Here is a 15,649-nt window from a genome sequence, read left to right on the forward strand (position 1 = left end):
CCCCGACTGATGCGGATCAACTATTTGAAATAAAACTGTCTTGTCAGGCCTTCAGGATCAGCCCCTTGCGGTCCATCCACCAGCCCACTGTCCAGCACAGCATCGTATAGGCAAAGGCGCAAAGCAGCGAGCCGAACGGTCCCGGCGCGATGGCTTGGAAAACGCCGACACCGGCCGCATCATAGGCGCCGCCATGCTCGCCCGCCGGGATCATCCCCAGCACGGTTACGAACAGCTCGGAGAACAGGTAGATCGCCAGCGGGTTGCGGCCGAGGATGGTGAAGAAGCGGGTGCCGCGCTTGAATCCGGCGATTTCGATCAGCCAGATCGCGCCGCCGAGCAGCAGCAGGTCGAGCCCGACGGTGAGCAGGACATAGGAGCCGGTCCACAGCTTCTTGGCGATCGGGAACCAGGGCGACCAGGCGAGCCCGGCCAGCACCAGCGCGACGCCGACCAGCGCCATGCGGCCGACGGTGCGGCGCAGGTCGCCGCCCTGGACGATGGCGAGGCCTGCCAGATAGCCCGCGATCACGTTGACGGTGGCGGGCAGGGTGCCGAGCAGGCCTTCGGGATCGAAGCCGGCATCCTTCTTGTAAAGATGGCCCGGTCCCAGCAGCCACAGGTCGATCTGGGTGCCGATATTGGCATATTTGTCGTAGGCCATGCCCGGCGGGCTGAACGCCAGCAGGATCGCCCAATAGCCGAGCAGCAGCGCGATCGCGGCGAGCAGCAGCTGGCGCGGCTTGAGCCAGCGGATCAGCAGCGCGGCCAGCACATAGCAGAGCGCGAGGCGCTGGAGCACGCCCGGCACGCGGGTGAGCGCGAAGGGCTTGAGCTCCCAGCCGTGTGCGCCCTGCTCGACGAAGGGGAACCAGTACATGAGGTACCCGAGCACGAAGATGATCGCGCCGCGCTTGAACAGCCGGGCGAGGAACGGCCCGGTCGCCACCGGCTTGCGGAAGGCGAAGCTCATCGCATTGCCCATCGCGAACAGGAAGGTGGGAAACACCAGGTCCGCCAGGGTGAAGCCGAACCACTTGGCATGGACCAGCTGCGGGTAGGGCGCGGCCCCGGGTCCCGAGGTATTGACCAGGATCATCAGGAAGATCGTCGCGCCGCGAAACACGTCGAGCGCGAGGAAGCGCGGCTTGCCGGCGAGCGCGGCGACGGTGTTAGCCTGGGTTTCGGTCATCGGGCGTCGCTTTCTGCGAGGAGCGTGCGGGCAAGGGCTAAGGGCTGGGCGGGGCGCTGGCGCGCCCACATCTTGCCGTCCTTGAGCCAGGCGGCCTGCCAATCGCGGATCGCGGCGGCGCTGACCTTGGCGTCGAAGGGCGTGTGGGCGGCAGCGGCGGCGCGCTGGGCCGTGAGGAAGCGCTGCCAGCGCGGCCAGTAATAGCCAGCATACAGCCCCTGCCAGGCGCGCGAGGCATAGTCGGAAAGGTGGCCGGTGCCGCCCCAGACGGTGACGACCGCCTTGGCCTGCTCCACGAACGCTGCCTTCTCGGCGGGGGTGTCGCCATAGGCGGCGGCGTCGGCGAGCCAGCTGCCCAGCGTTTCCTGTTGGTTGCCGGCAATGGCGTCGATATCCTTGGCCAGCGTCTCGGCCGCGGCGGCCGCGCGGTCGCCGGTGGCGAGGTCGCCGGCCTTGTAGGCGGCGACGGCGGTCTTGAGCCGGTCGTCGAGCTTCACGCTGGCATAGTGGCGGACGAGGTCCACCACGTCATAAGTGTAGAGCGGCTCGCCCGCATGCTGCGGCGCTTGGGCGAGCAGGGCTTCGATTCCGGCGCGGAGTGCCACCGGGTCGCCGGGGGCAGCGGGATAGTCCGCGCCATCCAGGCTGGGGAATTTGAACAGCAGATAGGCACCGGCCTGCTCGTGCCACCAGCGCGGCGTCCAGTAGCGGGTGGTGTAGGCGCCGGCGATCGCCTGGTCCCAGGCGGCGACCAGCGCGGGCGAGGTCTTGCCGTAGCGGGCCTTGGTATAGTCGCCGATCCAGGCGTCGAGCGGCCGGGCCTGTCCCTTGGCGTCGATCTCGCCCCAGGCGAGGTCATAGGCATAGGCATAGGCGATGCTGTTGCTGTGCAGCCCTTCCGGGAACAGCCCGAAGCCGCGCATCCGGCCATGCCCGGGGTTCGCCAGCGCGGCGGTGATGTCGCTGCGGTAGAAATTCAGGTCGCCATAGACCGGGTTGCTGCCGCCGTAATTGTGGACATAGCCGTATGCCCAGCCCTTGCCGTAAAAGGCCTTGGTCGCGTTCCAGATGCCGGGATAGCGGTCATTGCCGATGTCGAGGATCAGCATCCGCTCGTCGGGCACCTTGGAGAGGAAGGCGGCGATCGCGTCGGGCGTCCAGAACGCCTTGTCGGCGCCGAACAGCCAGCCCTGCATCACCCAGGTGGCATTGGGCGCGGCGGCTGTGATCGAGCGATAGAGCCGCTCGCCATAGGCTGCCAGCCGGGCATCGCGCACCTCCTTGGGGAGGGCGGCGGCGCGGGTGGCCGCGGTGTTGGCGATGGCGTCGCCATACGTGGCGGCGCGGGCGTCGCTGCCGTCCTCGGCGATCGGCGGGACCATCTCGTTGAACGCGTCGGCCAGGTAATAGTCGCCCGGGCCGTAGGTCGCCGTGTAGAGCTGCAGGAAACGCGCGGCGAGCTTGGCGAACAGCGGGTCGGACGGGTCGAGCCAATAGGTGCCGGGGAAGCCCTCCCATTGCCGCATCTGGTAGATCTTGGCCTCCGGATGCGCCTTGGCGAACGCCTCCGGCACATAGCCCGAAAAGGCCGGCAGGATCGGCTTCATGCCAAGCGCGTGCATCCGGGCGAGGATCTGGCGTTGCAGGACGCGCTTCTTCTCGATCCAGTTGGCCGAGAGCGGCGCGCGATAGCCGGCGATGTTGCCCATGCGCTGCCAGGGCAGGAAGGGCGCGGCGGAGAGGCCGTCGGCGATCTGGGCGTCGTTCATGCCCTGCTCGCGCCATAGCGCGCGCCAGACATATTCCTGCCCCTCCATCGCCAGCGGCGTGTCGACGCCGTGCGCGGCCATCCAGTCGATTTCGCGCTCCCAGCGGCCCCAGTTCCACCAGGGGGTGGTGTAGCCATAGGTGCAGGTGTTCAGATAGGCGCGCAGCGAGAAGGGCGAGGCGACCATGCCGCTGTCATAGCCGTCGCGAAGCGCCAGCGTGCGGGTGCGGACGCCTTCCCACGAGACGAACAGGCTGCCCTGCGCGCCCAGCGTGCGGGCGGCGCCGCGCACCAGCGCGACCGGCGAGGTGCCTTCGATGCGCAGCCGCCCGGCGGCGGTACGGGCGCGGAACTGCGGGGTTGCACCGGGGACCAGCGCGAGGTCGATCTTGGCGGTATCGACGCCGAGCCGCGCCAGCACGGCGCGTGCGGCGGCGGTCTCCGATTGCGGCGCGGCGGCGGATGCCGGCCGGTCGGGCAGCGCCGCGGCAGGGGTGGCGAGGACGAAGGCGGCCGCGACCGGACCGAGAAGGGGCAGGCGGCGGGCGGCGGATACGACCAAGTCAGACTCTCCAGATATCGAAACGATCGGGGGCGGCGCCGGCATCCCGGCGTCGCCCCCACTTGCGTGTTACATCTTCAGCGTCGCGGACAGGTAGAAGCTGCGTCCGTAGAAGCTGCTTTCCTGCCACACGGCGGAGTCCTTGTAATAGGCCTCCTCCCGGCTGTTGTTCAGGTTCACCACGCCGGCGGCGAAGCTCAGCCACTTGGTCGGCGCATAGCCGCCGCTCAGGTCGAACTGGGTGCGTCCCTTCACGACATGGCCTTCGCGGGCGAAGAAGCTGTCGGCGTTGTTCTGCTCATAGCTGCTGCGGTGGTTGACCGAGAGGCGGATGTTGAACTGCTCGTTCTCCCAATAGGGCGAGACGTTCCACGTCACCTTCGACAGGTTGCGGATGGTGTAGCCCGTGCCGATCGCCACTTTCTGCGGGTAGACCCGCGTGAAGTTGGCGAGCAGGCCGAAGCCGTCGAGCGGCAGGATACGATCGAACGACTGGTTCCAGCTGACCTCGAAGCCCTTCACCTTGATGGTGCTGGGATCGTTGGACGTCTGGGTGATGTCGTAGATGTTGCCCTTGGCGTCGACGCAATCATTGCCCGAATTGGTGAGCGCGGTGCCGTTGAACGACGGCGGGCAGATCAGGCGCGAGAAGGTGCCGTTCTTGATCCACTTGTAGAAGCCGTTCAGCGCGATCGAGCTCGAGCGGGTGGGGTACCATTCGACGCCGAGGTCGAGCTGGTTCGCGGTCAGCGGCTTGAGGCCCGCCTGGCCGAGGTCCACCGTGATCGTGCTGGTGTTCGGCGGCGAGGTGTTGGGCGCGCTGCTGGTGGTCTGTGCCATGGACGTGTTGCTATCCATGATCGGGCGCACCAGCACCTTGGCCGCGGCGAAGCGCACCTGCACCGTGCGGGTCGGCTCCAGCACCAGGTTCAGGCTGGGCAGCACATTGTCGTAGCTCTGGTCGACGCTGTATTCGCCAACCTTCTGCTGGACTTCGGTGTAGCTGCCGGTGCGCGGGGCGGTAATGTTCCCCTGCACCTTCTGCTTGGTGTGCTCGTAGCGCACGCCCAGATTACCGCGCAGCGTCATGCCGCCCACCGTCGTGTCGATATCCGCCATCGCATAGGTCGACGGCATGAAGCGATCGACATGGTAGCTGGCTTCCGGCGCGAAGATGTCCGGCACGGTGATGCCCGCCGCCGCCAGCGCCTTGTCATAGGCGCCGAGATCCGGGCCGATCCACGCACCCGGGATCAGGCTGCTGCCGTTGAGGAAGCCGCTGACCGGATAGTTGGTCATCGCCATCGCCGGGAATATCGGGCTCGACGGTGCCGGCTGGTTGGCCAGCGCGATCATGTCGTGGCGGCTGACATAGCGGCTGAAGATTTCGTGCCGATACTTGGCGCCGACGCTGAGCTTGGTGATCGGCCCGAACGACACTTCCTTGTACAGATCCGCCTGGCCCGAGGCCTCGCTCGACGCCATCTTGCGGGTGGCACCGTTCGGATATTCGTTCCGGGTCAGCGTCGACGGGGCGTAGAGCGCGGTGCTGGTGAGGTCGGTGCCCACCGTGTACTTCACCGCATTGGGATCGGAGAAGTCGATCGTCGCGGTGGGGATGTTCACGCCCAGGATCGCGGCGGCTTCCCGCTGATAAGTGGTGCCCTTGGTGTAGTTGAACACCGTGCGCGCCGACCAGCCATCGTCACCCGTCCACTTGCCGGACAGCGTATAGTCCTGGCTGACGAGGTTGCGGTCCTCGTGCTGGCGGTTGTTTTCCATGGTGAAGTTGGTGGCGGTCGCCTTGGTCGCGACCCCGTTCACCACGTTGCTGCCGGTGATGCTGGACGTGTTGAACAGGAAGACCTGCTGGTTCAGGTCGTAATCGGTATTGTCCTTGGCATAGATCGCGCTCGCATCGATCTCGATACGGTCGCTGGGGCGCCACTGGACGCCGCCGCTGCCCATCAGCCGCTCGGTATCACGGTCGAGGCGACGATAGCGCGGGCGGCGCGGCACGGTGATGGTGGTCCCGGCGACCTTCTGGGTGGCCCAGCGGTCCATCCAGAAATAGTCGGCGCGGTCCTTCAGCTTCTGGTAGCCGAGGTTGACGTACACGCCCAGCGTGCCGTCGGCGAACTGGTCGACATAGCTGCCGCTGATCTTCGGCGTGATCTTGCCGCCGGCATATTCGGAGTTCTGGCCCTTCACCGACAGGACCAGCTGGCGCTCCTTGTAATCGAGCGGCTTGGTGGTCTGGATGTTGACCGTGCCCGAAAGCCCGCCGGCGTCCATGTCCGCGGTCGGCGACTTGATCACCTGGATCGCGTTGGCCAGTTCGGTCTGGATGATGTCGTAGCGGAAGCCGTCGGTGAAGTCGGCGCTCTTGAAGGTCTGGCCGTTGACGGTGGTCATCGCATATTGCGGACCCAGGCCGCGGATGCTGATCGTGGCGCCGCGCCCGTTGATGTTTGACATCTGCACGCCCGAGATGCGCTGGATCGCCTCGGTGATGTTCTCGCTCGGGAACTTGCCGAGATCCTCGGCGGAGATGCCGTCGGTGACGCGCGTGTCCTTGCGCTTGGCGTCGATGGCGTTGTCGATCGCGGCGCGGATGCCGGTGACGACGATCTCGCCGCCGTCCTGGCCCGCAGGTGCTGCATCGGTCTGCGCCTGGGCAACCGTGGCGAAACCGAGCGCGGCGGCGCAGCCGGATGCGAGCAACAGGCTTCGCGCGATCCGCTGCATGCGCGCGCCCGGAATGTGATCTGTCGGCATTTCATTTCCCCCGATTGCTTGAACCCAATGTTCAGTGCGGCGCCCGTTGCCCTCCCGAGGCGTTCTGTTCTGACTCGGGCGCTGCAGGGGGTATTGGTCGATATCGGTCCTATTGTGTCAAGGCCAATTCAATACAAAAACAAATGGTGGTATTACCTCTTTGCCTGACGCGTAGCGACGGAGATCGATCAAGTGCCTAGATAAAAAGCATAAAACAGGGTGTCGCCGAACCGCAACAGGTCCGGCGAAACCGCGTGCTGGTGCGGGAGGGTCAGATCAGGCGATGCGGGGGGCGAGGATGCGCATAAGCGCCTCGCAGCCCGCCGCGTCGCCGGCATCGAAGCGCGCAGGCAGGGGGCTGTCGAGATCGAGCACGCCGAGCAGTTCGCCCTGGTGGACGATCGGCACCACCAGTTCCGAGCGGCTGGCCGCATCACAGGCGATATGGCCGGGAAAGGCATGGACGTCCTCGACCAGCTGGGTCTCGCGCGTCGCTGCGGCCGCGCCGCACACGCCCTTGCCGAACGGAATGCGGATGCAGGCCGCCTTGCCCTGGAAGGGGCCCAGCACCAGCTCGTCGTTCAGGTTACGGTAGAAGCCGGACCAGTTGAGATCGGGCAGATACTGGCCGATCAGCGCCGAGACGTTCGCCATGTTGGCGATGGGATCAGGCTCCTCGGCGGTCAGCGAATCGAGGGCGGCGGCAAGGTCGCGATAGAGCTCGGCCTTGGTGTCGGCGGTGATGTCGAAGCTGTACATGGTCGCGATGTAGGCGATCGCGGCGGCGGGTGCGAGGGGGCGTCCTTGAAGCGTATCCTCCCCCGCCAGGGGGAGGTGGGCCGCGAAGCGGCTCGGAGGGGGAGGAAGCACGACGGCTGCCGTTCTGGCATCCCTCCCCCTCCGTCGCCTTCGGCGCCACCTCCCCCTGGCGGGGGAGGATACGCTTCCCTGTCAGTCCATTGATACCTTGCCCCGCCCGGCCTTTACCGCCGATCGCCCCTTCTTGGCATCCACACGCCGCGCCTTGGCGGCCTTGCTCGGCTTGGTCTTGATCCGCTTCGCCTGGCGCTCATGGGCCTTGCCGATCAGGTCGGACAGGCGCTGTCGGGCGTCGGTGCGGTTGGCGTCCTGGGTGCGGTATTGCCGCGCGGTGATCAGCAGTTCGCCCGCCGAGGTCATCCGCGTGCCGGCCAATTCCTTCAGCCGTTCATAGGCGTAGGGCGACAACCCCAGCCGGAACACGTCCACCCGCAGCTGCACCGCGGTCGCCACCTTGTTGACGTTCTGCCCGCCGGGGCCCGTCGCGGCGAGGAATTTCTCCTCGATGATCGCCGCGTCGGGGATCTCAGCCATGGGGCGGTCGGCCGAAGCCGATATGGTGGAAGCGGGCGGGCAGGGGGGCGTCGCCATGCACGTCGGGCTTGCCGGGGCGCGGCACAGTGATCGACTGGGCGTGGAGCATCAGCGCGGGGCCGCCGCTGCCATAGACGGGATCGCCGACGATGGGGATGCCGATGCCTTCGAGCGCATGGACGCGGATCTGGTGGGTGCGGCCGGTCTCCGGATAGAAGGCGACCAGCGCGCGGCCGTCATGCACTTCCATCCGCTTCCAACGGGTGCGCGCGGACTTGCCCTTGGGGTCGTGCGTCATCCGCCAGCCTTCCTCGATGGTCGAGACCTTGCCGAGCGGCAGGTCGATCTCGCCGGTCTCGGCCTCCGGCACGCCGTCGAGAATCGCGACATAGCGCTTGGTCACCTGGCCCGCCTCGAAGGCCTGGCCGAAGCGCTTCATCGCCTTGGGGTTGCGGGCGAGCAGCAGGCAGCCGCTGGTGTCGCGGTCGAGGCGGTGGACGGGAACGGGCAGGCGCTCGAAGCCGAAGGTCAGCTGCTCGAGCAGATCCTCCAGGCTCTCGCTGCGATCGCGCGGGCGATCGACGGGAAGGCCCGCCGGCTTGTCGATGATCAGCGCTTCGCCGTCGATGAAGAGTACCCGGTCCTTGAACATGGAGGCGATATAGCGGGGTTCTTCAGTAGCGCGAGTCCGGAGCACCTACAAAATCCTCCCCTGCAAGGGGAGGTGGCAGCCCGAAGGGCTGACGGAGGGGTGTCCCCGGCGGCGGCCTGGTACGCGCACCGCAGCGGGGACACCCCTCCACCACCGCCTGCGGCGGCGGTCCCCCTCCCCTTTTCAGGGAGGATCTTCAATAGGTTATGCCTTCAGCTTGGTCGCGGTGTTGGCGACGCGGGCGCCGAGATAGCGGGCGCCGTCGAGATCGGCCTTGCTCGGCTGGCGGCTGCCGTCGCCATCGGCGAGGGTGCTCGCGCCGTAGGGCGTGCCGCCCTTCACTTCGTCGACGCCCATCTGGCCCTGGAAGCCATAGTCGAGGCCGACGATGGTCATGCCGAAATGGATCAGGTTGGTCAGGATCGAGAACAGGGTCGTCTCCTGGCCGCCATGCTGCGAGGCCGTCGAGGTGAAGGCCGCGCCCACCTTGCCGGTCAGCTGGCCCTGGAACCACACGCCGCCGGCCTTGTCCCAGAACGCCGCCATCTGGCTGGCCATGCGGCCGAAGCGGGTGGGCGAGCCGACGATGATGCCGTCATACTGGGCGAGCTGGTTGGGATCGTCGAACAGCGGGTGGCTGTCGTCGACGCGGAAGCCGGCGGCCTGCGCGACTTCTGCCGGTGCGGTCTCGGCGACGCGGCGCACGTCCACTTCGGCACCGGCATTGCGGGCGCCTTCGGCGACGGCATCGGCCATCGTCGCGAGGTGGCCGTAGGACGAGTAATAGAGAACGAGGATCTTGGTCATGGCAGAAACTCCCGGTGCGGGTGGAGGAGGAACGGGCGCAGATGCCCCCGGTTATTCGGAATCGACGAGAACGATCTCGGCGTCTTGAACGGCGGTGATGGTAACGGTCCGGCCGCCCGAAAGCGCCGCGCCGTCGCGGGCGTTCACCGCGTCTCCGTCCACGGTGATCGCACCGGCGGCGGGAACGAGATAGGCGTGGCGGCCTTCGCCGACGCTGTGGGTGACGCTCTCGCCGGCTTTCAGCGTCGCACCGAGCACGCGGGCATTGGCGCGGATCGGCAGCGCGTCCTTGTCGTCGGCGAACCCGGAGGCCAGCGTGACGAAGCGGCCCGAGCGATCGCCCTTGGGGAAGGGCTTGGCGCCCCAGCTCGGTTGGCCGCCGGCCTCGCGCGGCAGGATCCAGATCTGGAAGATCCGGGTCGTTTCCGGCTCGAGATTATATTCCGCGTGGCGCACGCCGGTGCCGGCGCTCATCACCTGCACGTCGCCCGCCTCGGTGCGGCCCTTGTTGCCCATCGAGTCCTGGTGGGTGATCGCACCCGAGCGGACATAGGTGATGATTTCCATGTTCTGGTGCGGGTGCGGCGGGAAGCCCGAATTGGGCGCGATCTCGTCGTCGTTCCACACCCGAAGCGCGCCCCAGCCCATGCGGGACGGGTCGTAATAGTCGGCGAAACTGAAATGGTGCTTGGCCTTGAGCCAGCCGTGATCGGCACCGCCCAGGCTTTCGAAACTGCGTTTGTCGATCATCGCTGATCTCCCATCTGTTGCCACCAAGATAGGCATCGGCATCACCACGTAAACGGAAACGTTGGAAACCAATCGTTTCGTGATATGGCTTCCCCCGAGCAGGAGACGCGGGGATGAAGCTACCGGATTTCGAGGCCTGGGCGGTGTTCGCCAGCGTGGTCGAGCACCGTTCGTTCAGTGGTGCGGCGCTGGCGCTGGGGGTCTCCAAGGCGACGGTTTCCAAGGCGATCACCCGGCTGGAAGAGCGGCTGGGCACCGCGCTGTTCCACCGCACCTCGCGCCGGCTGACGCTTACCGACAGCGGCCAGCAGCTCGCCGAACATGCCCAGCGCATCCTGGAAGACGGCCAGTCGGCGGAAGAGGCCGCGTTCGAAAGCGCCAGCGCGCCCTCGGGCGTGGTGCGGCTGGCGGCGCCGCTCACCTTCGGGGCGCGGCACCTTTCCGGCCTGATCGCCGAGTTCATGATCGCGCACCCGCAGATCAAGGTGGAGCTGACGCTCTCAGATGCGTTCATCGACATCGTCGGCGAGGGGATCGACGTGGCGCTGCGCATTGCGGAGCTGCCGGACAGCTCGCTGCGCGCGCGGCGGCTGGGACCGGTGACCATCCATGTCGTCGCCGCCCCGGGCTATTTCGAGCGTGCCGGGCGCCCGCAGCATCCCGCCGACCTCGCCCGTCACGCCTGCTTCGTCTACACCAACACAGCGACGCCAGGGGTCTGGCGCTTCAAGAAGGCGGGGGGCGAGGAAGCGGCGGTGCGCGTCGAGGGGCCGCTGCGCACCGATAATGGCGAGGCGATGCTGCCGGCACTCCGAGCCGGGCTGGGGATCGCGCGGTTGCCGGGCTTCCTGGTCGATGCCGAAATCGCGGCAGGGCGGCTGGAGGCGGTGCTGACCGATTGGGTCGCCGGTGCGGTGGGCCTCCATCTCGTCACGCCGCCGGGATCGCGCCGGCCGGTGCGGGTGGAAGCGCTGATCGAGTTTCTTACGGAGCGCTTGCGCAGCATCTGCGTTCGGCACGCGTGAAACGACTCGTTCCAGACGATGCCGATGCGCGGTTCATCCGCCGCGTCCTGATCCTGCTTGTCGTGGGGGCAGTGGTAGTCGCGCTCGTGCGCGCCGCCGACCTGCTGATCCTCACCTTCGGCGCCGTGCTGGGCGCGGTGGTGATCCGCGCGATCGGCGATCGCTACGCCCAGCTCGGGGTGCCGAAGCGCTGGTCGGTGGTGGCGTCGATGCTGACCGTTCTCGCGGCGATCGGCTTCCTCGTCTGGCTGTTCGCGGTGCAGTTCGGCCCGCAGGTCGAGGCGCTGGTGCGTTCGATCCCGCAGCTGGTCACGCGGCTGAAGGCCTGGGCGCAGGAAAGCCCGGTGGCGGCGAAGCTGTACGACGCGGCCGAGGCGGCGTTCGCCGGCTCCCGAGTCGCCCGCGATGCGAGCGGCTTTGCGCTCGGCTCCTTCGAGCTGTTCCTGAATGCGCTGCTGCTGCTGGTCGGCGCGCTGTTCATGGCGGCCGATCCGGGCGTCTATCTGCGCGGGCTGTTGCTGCTGGTCCCCAAGGGCGACACGCGCGACGCCTTTGCCGATGCGCTGGCCGACGTGGGCACCACGCTGCGGCTGTGGCTGCGCACCCAGCTGATCCTGATGACCAGCATGGGTCTGCTGGTCGGGCTGGGCCTGTGGATCGCGGGCGTGCCGTCCCCGGCCGCGCTGGGCCTGCTCGCGGGCCTGAGCGAGTTCATCCCCTATGTCGGCCCCACCGCGGCGATGTTGCCGGCACTGGGCCTTGCCGCGACCGGGGGATCGGGGGCGCTGATCGGCTGCCTGCTGGTCTTCGCCGGCGTGCGAATCATCCAGACCAACTTCCTCACCCCCTTCGTGCAGAGCCGGGTGATCGCGATCCCGCCGGCCGTCACGCTGTTCGCGATCATCGGCATCGGCTTCGTCTTTGGGCTGTTCGGCCTGTTCTTCTCCGCCGCGCTGCTGGTGGTGATCTTCACCCTCGTGCGCAGCCTCTATCTCCGGGAGGTTCTGGGCGAGGAAATCGACGTCCGGCCAGCGGTTTCGACAGATACGTCCGAACCCAATGCGTAGATTCCCCGGGGCTTGCGGAACTGCCCGACTTACGAGAAATTAACCTTTCGGCTTCATTGACGCTTAGGTTAATGAAGCGTCCAGCGCGTCGGGCATCGGGGCTACGTCGTGTGGTGTGGACAGGGGAACCGGCAATGCGCGTGCTGCTGATCGAAGACGAGCCTAGCACAGCCAAGGCGATCGAACTGATCCTTTCGGGCGAAGGGTTCAACGTCTACACGACCGACCTCGGTGAGGAAGGTTTGGACCTCGCCAAGCTGTATGATTACGATATCATCCTGCTCGACCTGAACCTGCCCGACATGCACGGCTATGACGTGCTGAAGAAGGTGCGCACCGCGCGGGTGCAGACCCCGGTGCTGATCCTTTCCGGCATCAGCGAGATGGATTCGAAGGTGCGCTCGTTCGGCTTCGGCGCCGACGATTACGTCACCAAGCCTTTCCACCGCGAAGAGCTGGTCGCCCGCATCCACGCCGTGGTGCGCCGCTCGAAGGGCCATTCGCAGTCGGTCATCCGCACCGGCAAGCTGGCGGTGAACCTGGACGCCAAGACCGTCGAGGTCGACGGCGCCCGCGTGCACCTGACCGGCAAGGAATATGCAATGCTGGAACTGCTCTCGCTCCGCAAGGGCACCACGCTTACCAAGGAGATGTTCCTCAACCATCTCTATGGCGGGATGGACGAGCCCGAACTCAAGATCATCGACGTCTTCATCTGCAAGCTGCGCAAGAAGCTCAGCATGGCATGCGAGGGCGACAATTACATCGAGACCGTCTGGGGCCGAGGCTATGTGCTGCGCGAGCCGGACGAGGCGATGCAAGCCGATACCCAGGTCGCCTGATTTTCCCGAGATCACGCAGGGGCAGGGCCGTCGTCACTTTCCGGTGACGGCGGCTTTTTCGTTTCGGGGCTGGCTGGAAGCGGGCGGATCGGCCACGCTGATCGGATGCAGGACTCCAGCGACCCCCACAAAGGCTTCCGTATCGCCTCGCGCCTGAAGAGCTTCCGCTACGCGATCCGGGGGCTGCGCCTATTGGTGCGCGAGGAGCATAATGCGCGGGTGCATCTGGCTGCGTCGCTATGCGCGGCGGGCGCTGGGGCGGCCTTGCGGCTGTCGCTCGCCGAATGGCGCTGGCTCGTCCTCGCCATCGCGCTGGTATGGCTGGCCGAGGCGTTCAACACGGCGATCGAGGACCTTTGCGATCGGATCTGCCCGGACTTCGATCCCGCGATAGGCCGCATCAAGGATCTGGCGGCAGGCGGGGTGTTGGTGGCGTCGCTCGCGGCGGCGGCGATCGGGGTGCTGACGCTCGGCCCCCCGTTGCTGCGGGTACTGATCTAAATAGCCCCTCCCTTCAGGGCAGGGGCTTGAGCAGGCTTCACCCGCGTCGCGCCGTCGCATGGTGTTCGGCGCGCGCCAGCAGCGCCAGCAGGTCTTCGCGGCTGACGTCGAACGCCTCGCCGGCCTCTTCCAGCGCTGCGTCGATGTCCTGCGCCAGCAGGCCTGGCGCGGGCGGGGCGGGCTGCACCCGGTGGGGGTAGCTGTGGCCGGTGACGCGGTGGACGAGCAGCCCGCACAGCGTCAGCAGCACCGCGTTCACTCCGATCGGCAGCAGCACGAAGCCGAGCCCCTGCGCCAGCACGGCGGGCGCCAGTACCGGCAGCAGCACCGTGCCGCCGCCCGGCGGGTGGAGGCTACGGGTCAGCGACATGATGAGAATCGCAAGCCCCACCGCGACTCCCGCCGCCAGCGCGCCGTGGCCCAGCCACCAGGCCACCGCTAGCCCGACCAGCGCCGAGATCACGTTGCCCCCGATCACCCGCCACGGCTGCGCCAGCGGGCTGGACGGCACCGCGAACACCAGCACCGCCGACGCCCCGATCGGCGCCGCCAGCAGGATCGTCGTGGTGCGGTCAAATCCGGCGAGCGCCGATACCCACGCCGTCACCCCGATCCCGATGGCGCCACCCAGCGCCGCGCCGATCCGGTCGCGCCACTGCGCGCCGGCCATGACCAGACGGAACATCGCGCTTAGGGCTTCGCGCCCCAGGCGCGGCGGCCGCCGACCCAGGTCTCGACCACCTTGGTGCCGCGCAGCTCCGCAGGCGAGACGGTCAGCGGATCGCGGTCGAGTATCAGGAAATCGGCCCAAAGACCCGGGGCAAGCCGCCCGATCTTGTCGTCGGCGAACCCGGCATAGGCCGCACCTATGGTGAAGCCCGCCCAGCCTTCCTCGCGGGTCAGCTTCTCCTCCGGGCGCCAGCCGCCCGGCGGGTTGCCGCTCGCGTCCTGCCGGGTGAAGCTCGCGGCCCAGCCGGCCCAGGGATCGGGGCTCTCGACCGGATAGTCTGACCCGAAGGCGAGGTGCGTCCCGTTGCGCAGCATCGTCTTCCAGGCATAGGCGCCGGTGAGGCGGTCGGGCCCGAGCCGCGCCTCGGCCATGAGCCGGTCGCTGGTCTCGTGGACCGGCTGCATCGAGGCGATGGTGCCATATTTGGCGAAGCGCGGCAGGTCCTTGGGATCGATGATCTGGGCATGTTCGATCCGCCAGCGGCGATCGCCCTTGTAGGTCTCGGACAGGATCTCGATCGCGTCGAGCACCTGCTGGTTGGCGCGGTCGCCGATCGCGTGGACGGCGATCTGGAAATTGTCCATCGCGCCGCGCGCCATCAGGTTGAGCAGCTGGTCGTCGGTGAGGAAGCCCAGCCCCTTGTTGCCCGGCGCATCGCTATAGTCGGCCTTGAGCCACGCTCCGCGCGAGCCGAGCGCGCCATCGGCATAGAGCTTGATGCCGCCCATCCGCAGCCGGTCGCCATAGAGCCAGGGCGTCGGCCCGGCACCGGCCACGCGCAGCGCGGTGTCGACGCCGTGGGCATAGCTCATGATGCGGACGAACAGCTGGCCGCTATCGGCCATGCCGCGCATCGTCTCCCAATCGTCGACCGTCGTGCCCATGTCGGCCGTCGCGGTGATGCCGAGCGAGAGCAGCTTCTGCTGGGCCGCCAGGAACGCCGCGTTGCGCTCGCGCGGGGTGGGCTGGGGCACGACTTTGGCGACCAGTTCGGTCGCGGCATCGACCAGCACGCCGGTGGGCTTGCCGCTCGCGTCGCGCTCGATCCGGCCGCCGGCGGGATCCTTGGTCGCGGCGGTGATGCCGGCGAGTTCGAGCGCCTTGCTGTTCGCCCAGCCGGCATGGCCGTCGACTCGCTCCAGCCACACCGGCCGGTCGCTCACCGCGCGGTCGAGATCGGCGGCGGTGGGGAAGCGGCCGAGCTTCCAGGCTTCCTGGTTCCAGCCGCGGCCGAGCACCCATTTCGCGCGGCTCTTGGCCGAATAGTCACCGATGCGCGCGAGCGCGTCGTCGAGGCTGGTGGTGGCGGACAGGTCGAGCTGGAGCTGCTGGAAGCCGAGGCCCATGAAATGGCCGTGCGCATCGATCATGCCCGGCACGATCGTCGCGCCCTTCAGATCGAGCCGCCAGACCAGCTTCTTCGGCCGCTTCTGGCCCTTGGCATAGACCGCGACCACCTTGCCATAGGGATCAATCTGCAGCGCCTGGAAACGCACCACCGCGCCCTGGGCATCGAGCGTGATGCCGTTGACATTGTCAACGATTCCATCGGCCTGGGCGGCGGGCGCGAGCAGCAGGGCGGTGGCGGCGGCAAGCCGCTTGAGGCGCGTGAACATGGGCGA

At 67.5% G+C, this 15,649-nt stretch carries 14 protein-coding genes; 4 read left to right on the top strand and 10 right to left on the bottom strand.

Going from position 1 to position 15,649, the window contains the following annotated elements; all coding sequences use genetic code 11:
- Positions 1-43 precede the first annotated feature (43 nt).
- From ACTJKY_RS09820 to ACTJKY_RS09855, 8 genes are all read right to left on the bottom strand, one after another.
- Positions 44-1,192 (bottom strand): acyltransferase family protein, encoded by a 1,149-nt coding sequence (locus tag ACTJKY_RS09820; RefSeq protein WP_440845748.1) that lies wholly within the window; start codon positions 1,190-1,192, stop codon positions 44-46.
- A complete protein-coding gene (locus ACTJKY_RS09825; RefSeq protein ID WP_440845749.1) occupies positions 1,189-3,522 on the bottom strand; it encodes an alpha-N-acetylglucosaminidase in 2,334 nt (777 codons plus the stop codon). The genes ACTJKY_RS09820 and ACTJKY_RS09825 overlap by 4 nt, the downstream gene beginning before the upstream one ends.
- Positions 3,523-3,591: 69 nt before the next feature.
- Positions 3,592-6,270 (bottom strand): TonB-dependent receptor, encoded by a 2,679-nt coding sequence (locus tag ACTJKY_RS09830; protein WP_440845750.1) that lies wholly within the window; start codon positions 6,268-6,270, stop codon positions 3,592-3,594.
- A 306-nt stretch (positions 6,271-6,576) separates the two neighbouring features.
- A complete protein-coding gene (locus tag ACTJKY_RS09835; RefSeq protein WP_440845751.1) occupies positions 6,577-7,059 on the bottom strand; it encodes a GAF domain-containing protein in 483 nt (160 codons plus the stop codon).
- Between the two features lie 192 nt (positions 7,060-7,251).
- Entirely contained in the window at positions 7,252-7,653 is a 402-nt protein-coding gene (gene arfB, locus ACTJKY_RS09840) for an alternative ribosome rescue aminoacyl-tRNA hydrolase ArfB (RefSeq protein WP_440845752.1), read from the bottom strand.
- Entirely contained in the window at positions 7,646-8,305 is a 660-nt protein-coding gene (locus tag ACTJKY_RS09845) for an RluA family pseudouridine synthase (RefSeq protein WP_440845753.1), read from the bottom strand. The genes arfB and ACTJKY_RS09845 overlap by 8 nt, the downstream gene beginning before the upstream one ends.
- A gap of 204 nt (positions 8,306-8,509) precedes the next feature.
- Positions 8,510-9,112 carry an NAD(P)H:quinone oxidoreductase gene (gene wrbA / locus ACTJKY_RS09850; RefSeq protein WP_440845754.1) on the bottom strand — a complete coding sequence of 201 codons (603 nt, stop codon included), beginning with the start codon at positions 9,110-9,112 and terminating at the stop codon, positions 8,510-8,512.
- Positions 9,113-9,163: 51 nt separating this feature from the next.
- Positions 9,164-9,862 carry a pirin family protein gene (locus tag ACTJKY_RS09855; RefSeq protein WP_440845755.1) on the bottom strand — a complete coding sequence of 233 codons (699 nt, stop codon included), beginning with the start codon at positions 9,860-9,862 and terminating at the stop codon, positions 9,164-9,166.
- Between the two features lie 113 nt (positions 9,863-9,975).
- Here ACTJKY_RS09855 and ACTJKY_RS09860 point away from each other — a divergent pair, with 113 nt between their 5' ends.
- The 4 genes from ACTJKY_RS09860 to ACTJKY_RS09875 all read left to right on the top strand — a co-directional run bounded on the left by ACTJKY_RS09860 (position 9,976) and on the right by ACTJKY_RS09875 (position 13,297).
- Positions 9,976-10,887 carry a LysR substrate-binding domain-containing protein gene (locus tag ACTJKY_RS09860; protein ID WP_440845756.1) on the top strand — a complete coding sequence of 304 codons (912 nt, stop codon included), beginning with the start codon at positions 9,976-9,978 and terminating at the stop codon, positions 10,885-10,887.
- Positions 10,884-11,954 carry an AI-2E family transporter gene (locus ACTJKY_RS09865; protein WP_440845758.1) on the top strand — a complete coding sequence of 357 codons (1,071 nt, stop codon included), beginning with the start codon at positions 10,884-10,886 and terminating at the stop codon, positions 11,952-11,954. The genes ACTJKY_RS09860 and ACTJKY_RS09865 overlap by 4 nt, the downstream gene beginning before the upstream one ends.
- A gap of 134 nt (positions 11,955-12,088) precedes the next feature.
- Positions 12,089-12,796 carry a response regulator transcription factor CtrA gene (ctrA, locus tag ACTJKY_RS09870; protein WP_066722241.1) on the top strand — a complete coding sequence of 236 codons (708 nt, stop codon included), beginning with the start codon at positions 12,089-12,091 and terminating at the stop codon, positions 12,794-12,796.
- A gap of 105 nt (positions 12,797-12,901) precedes the next feature.
- The gene (locus tag ACTJKY_RS09875; RefSeq protein WP_440845760.1) at positions 12,902-13,297 is read left to right on the top strand and encodes a diacylglycerol kinase family protein; all 396 of its coding nucleotides are present in this window, start codon (positions 12,902-12,904) and stop codon (positions 13,295-13,297) included.
- Between the two features lie 37 nt (positions 13,298-13,334).
- Here the strand turns inward: ACTJKY_RS09875 and ACTJKY_RS09880 are convergent, their stop codons facing one another.
- Together ACTJKY_RS09880 and ACTJKY_RS09885 are read right to left on the bottom strand one after the other, a co-directional pair.
- Positions 13,335-13,982 carry an HPP family protein gene (locus ACTJKY_RS09880; protein WP_440845762.1) on the bottom strand — a complete coding sequence of 216 codons (648 nt, stop codon included), beginning with the start codon at positions 13,980-13,982 and terminating at the stop codon, positions 13,335-13,337.
- 5 nt (positions 13,983-13,987) lie between these two features.
- Positions 13,988-15,643 (bottom strand): amidohydrolase, encoded by a 1,656-nt coding sequence (locus ACTJKY_RS09885; protein ID WP_440845763.1) that lies wholly within the window; start codon positions 15,641-15,643, stop codon positions 13,988-13,990.
- Positions 15,644-15,649 lie beyond the last annotated feature (6 nt).

It is taken from the genome of Sphingomonas sp. 22176 (assembly GCF_052045505.1).
GTDB lineage: Bacteria > Pseudomonadota > Alphaproteobacteria > Sphingomonadales > Sphingomonadaceae > Sphingomonas.

Bases quoted from the DNA above. Each gene is read 5' to 3' on its own strand.
- ctrA (WP_066722241.1), top strand. From the start codon at position 12,089: ATGCGCGTGCTGCTGATCGAAGACGAGCCTAGCACAGCCAAGGCGATC.
- ACTJKY_RS09845 (WP_440845753.1), bottom strand. From the start codon at position 8,305: ATGTTCAAGGACCGGGTACTCTTCATCGACGGCGAAGCGCTGATCATC.
- ACTJKY_RS09885 (WP_440845763.1), bottom strand. From the start codon at position 15,643: ATGTTCACGCGCCTCAAGCGGCTTGCCGCCGCCACCGCCCTGCTGCTC.
- ACTJKY_RS09860 (WP_440845756.1), top strand. From the start codon at position 9,976: ATGAAGCTACCGGATTTCGAGGCCTGGGCGGTGTTCGCCAGCGTGGTC.
- arfB (WP_440845752.1), bottom strand. From the start codon at position 7,653: ATGGCTGAGATCCCCGACGCGGCGATCATCGAGGAGAAATTCCTCGCC.
- ACTJKY_RS09875 (WP_440845760.1), top strand. From the start codon at position 12,902: ATGCAGGACTCCAGCGACCCCCACAAAGGCTTCCGTATCGCCTCGCGC.
- wrbA (WP_440845754.1), bottom strand. From the start codon at position 9,112: ATGACCAAGATCCTCGTTCTCTATTACTCGTCCTACGGCCACCTCGCG.
- ACTJKY_RS09830 (WP_440845750.1), bottom strand. From the start codon at position 6,270: ATGCAGCGGATCGCGCGAAGCCTGTTGCTCGCATCCGGCTGCGCCGCC.
- ACTJKY_RS09855 (WP_440845755.1), bottom strand. From the start codon at position 9,862: ATGATCGACAAACGCAGTTTCGAAAGCCTGGGCGGTGCCGATCACGGC.
- ACTJKY_RS09835 (WP_440845751.1), bottom strand. From the start codon at position 7,059: ATGTACAGCTTCGACATCACCGCCGACACCAAGGCCGAGCTCTATCGC.
- ACTJKY_RS09880 (WP_440845762.1), bottom strand. From the start codon at position 13,982: ATGTTCCGTCTGGTCATGGCCGGCGCGCAGTGGCGCGACCGGATCGGC.
- ACTJKY_RS09820 (WP_440845748.1), bottom strand. From the start codon at position 1,192: ATGACCGAAACCCAGGCTAACACCGTCGCCGCGCTCGCCGGCAAGCCG.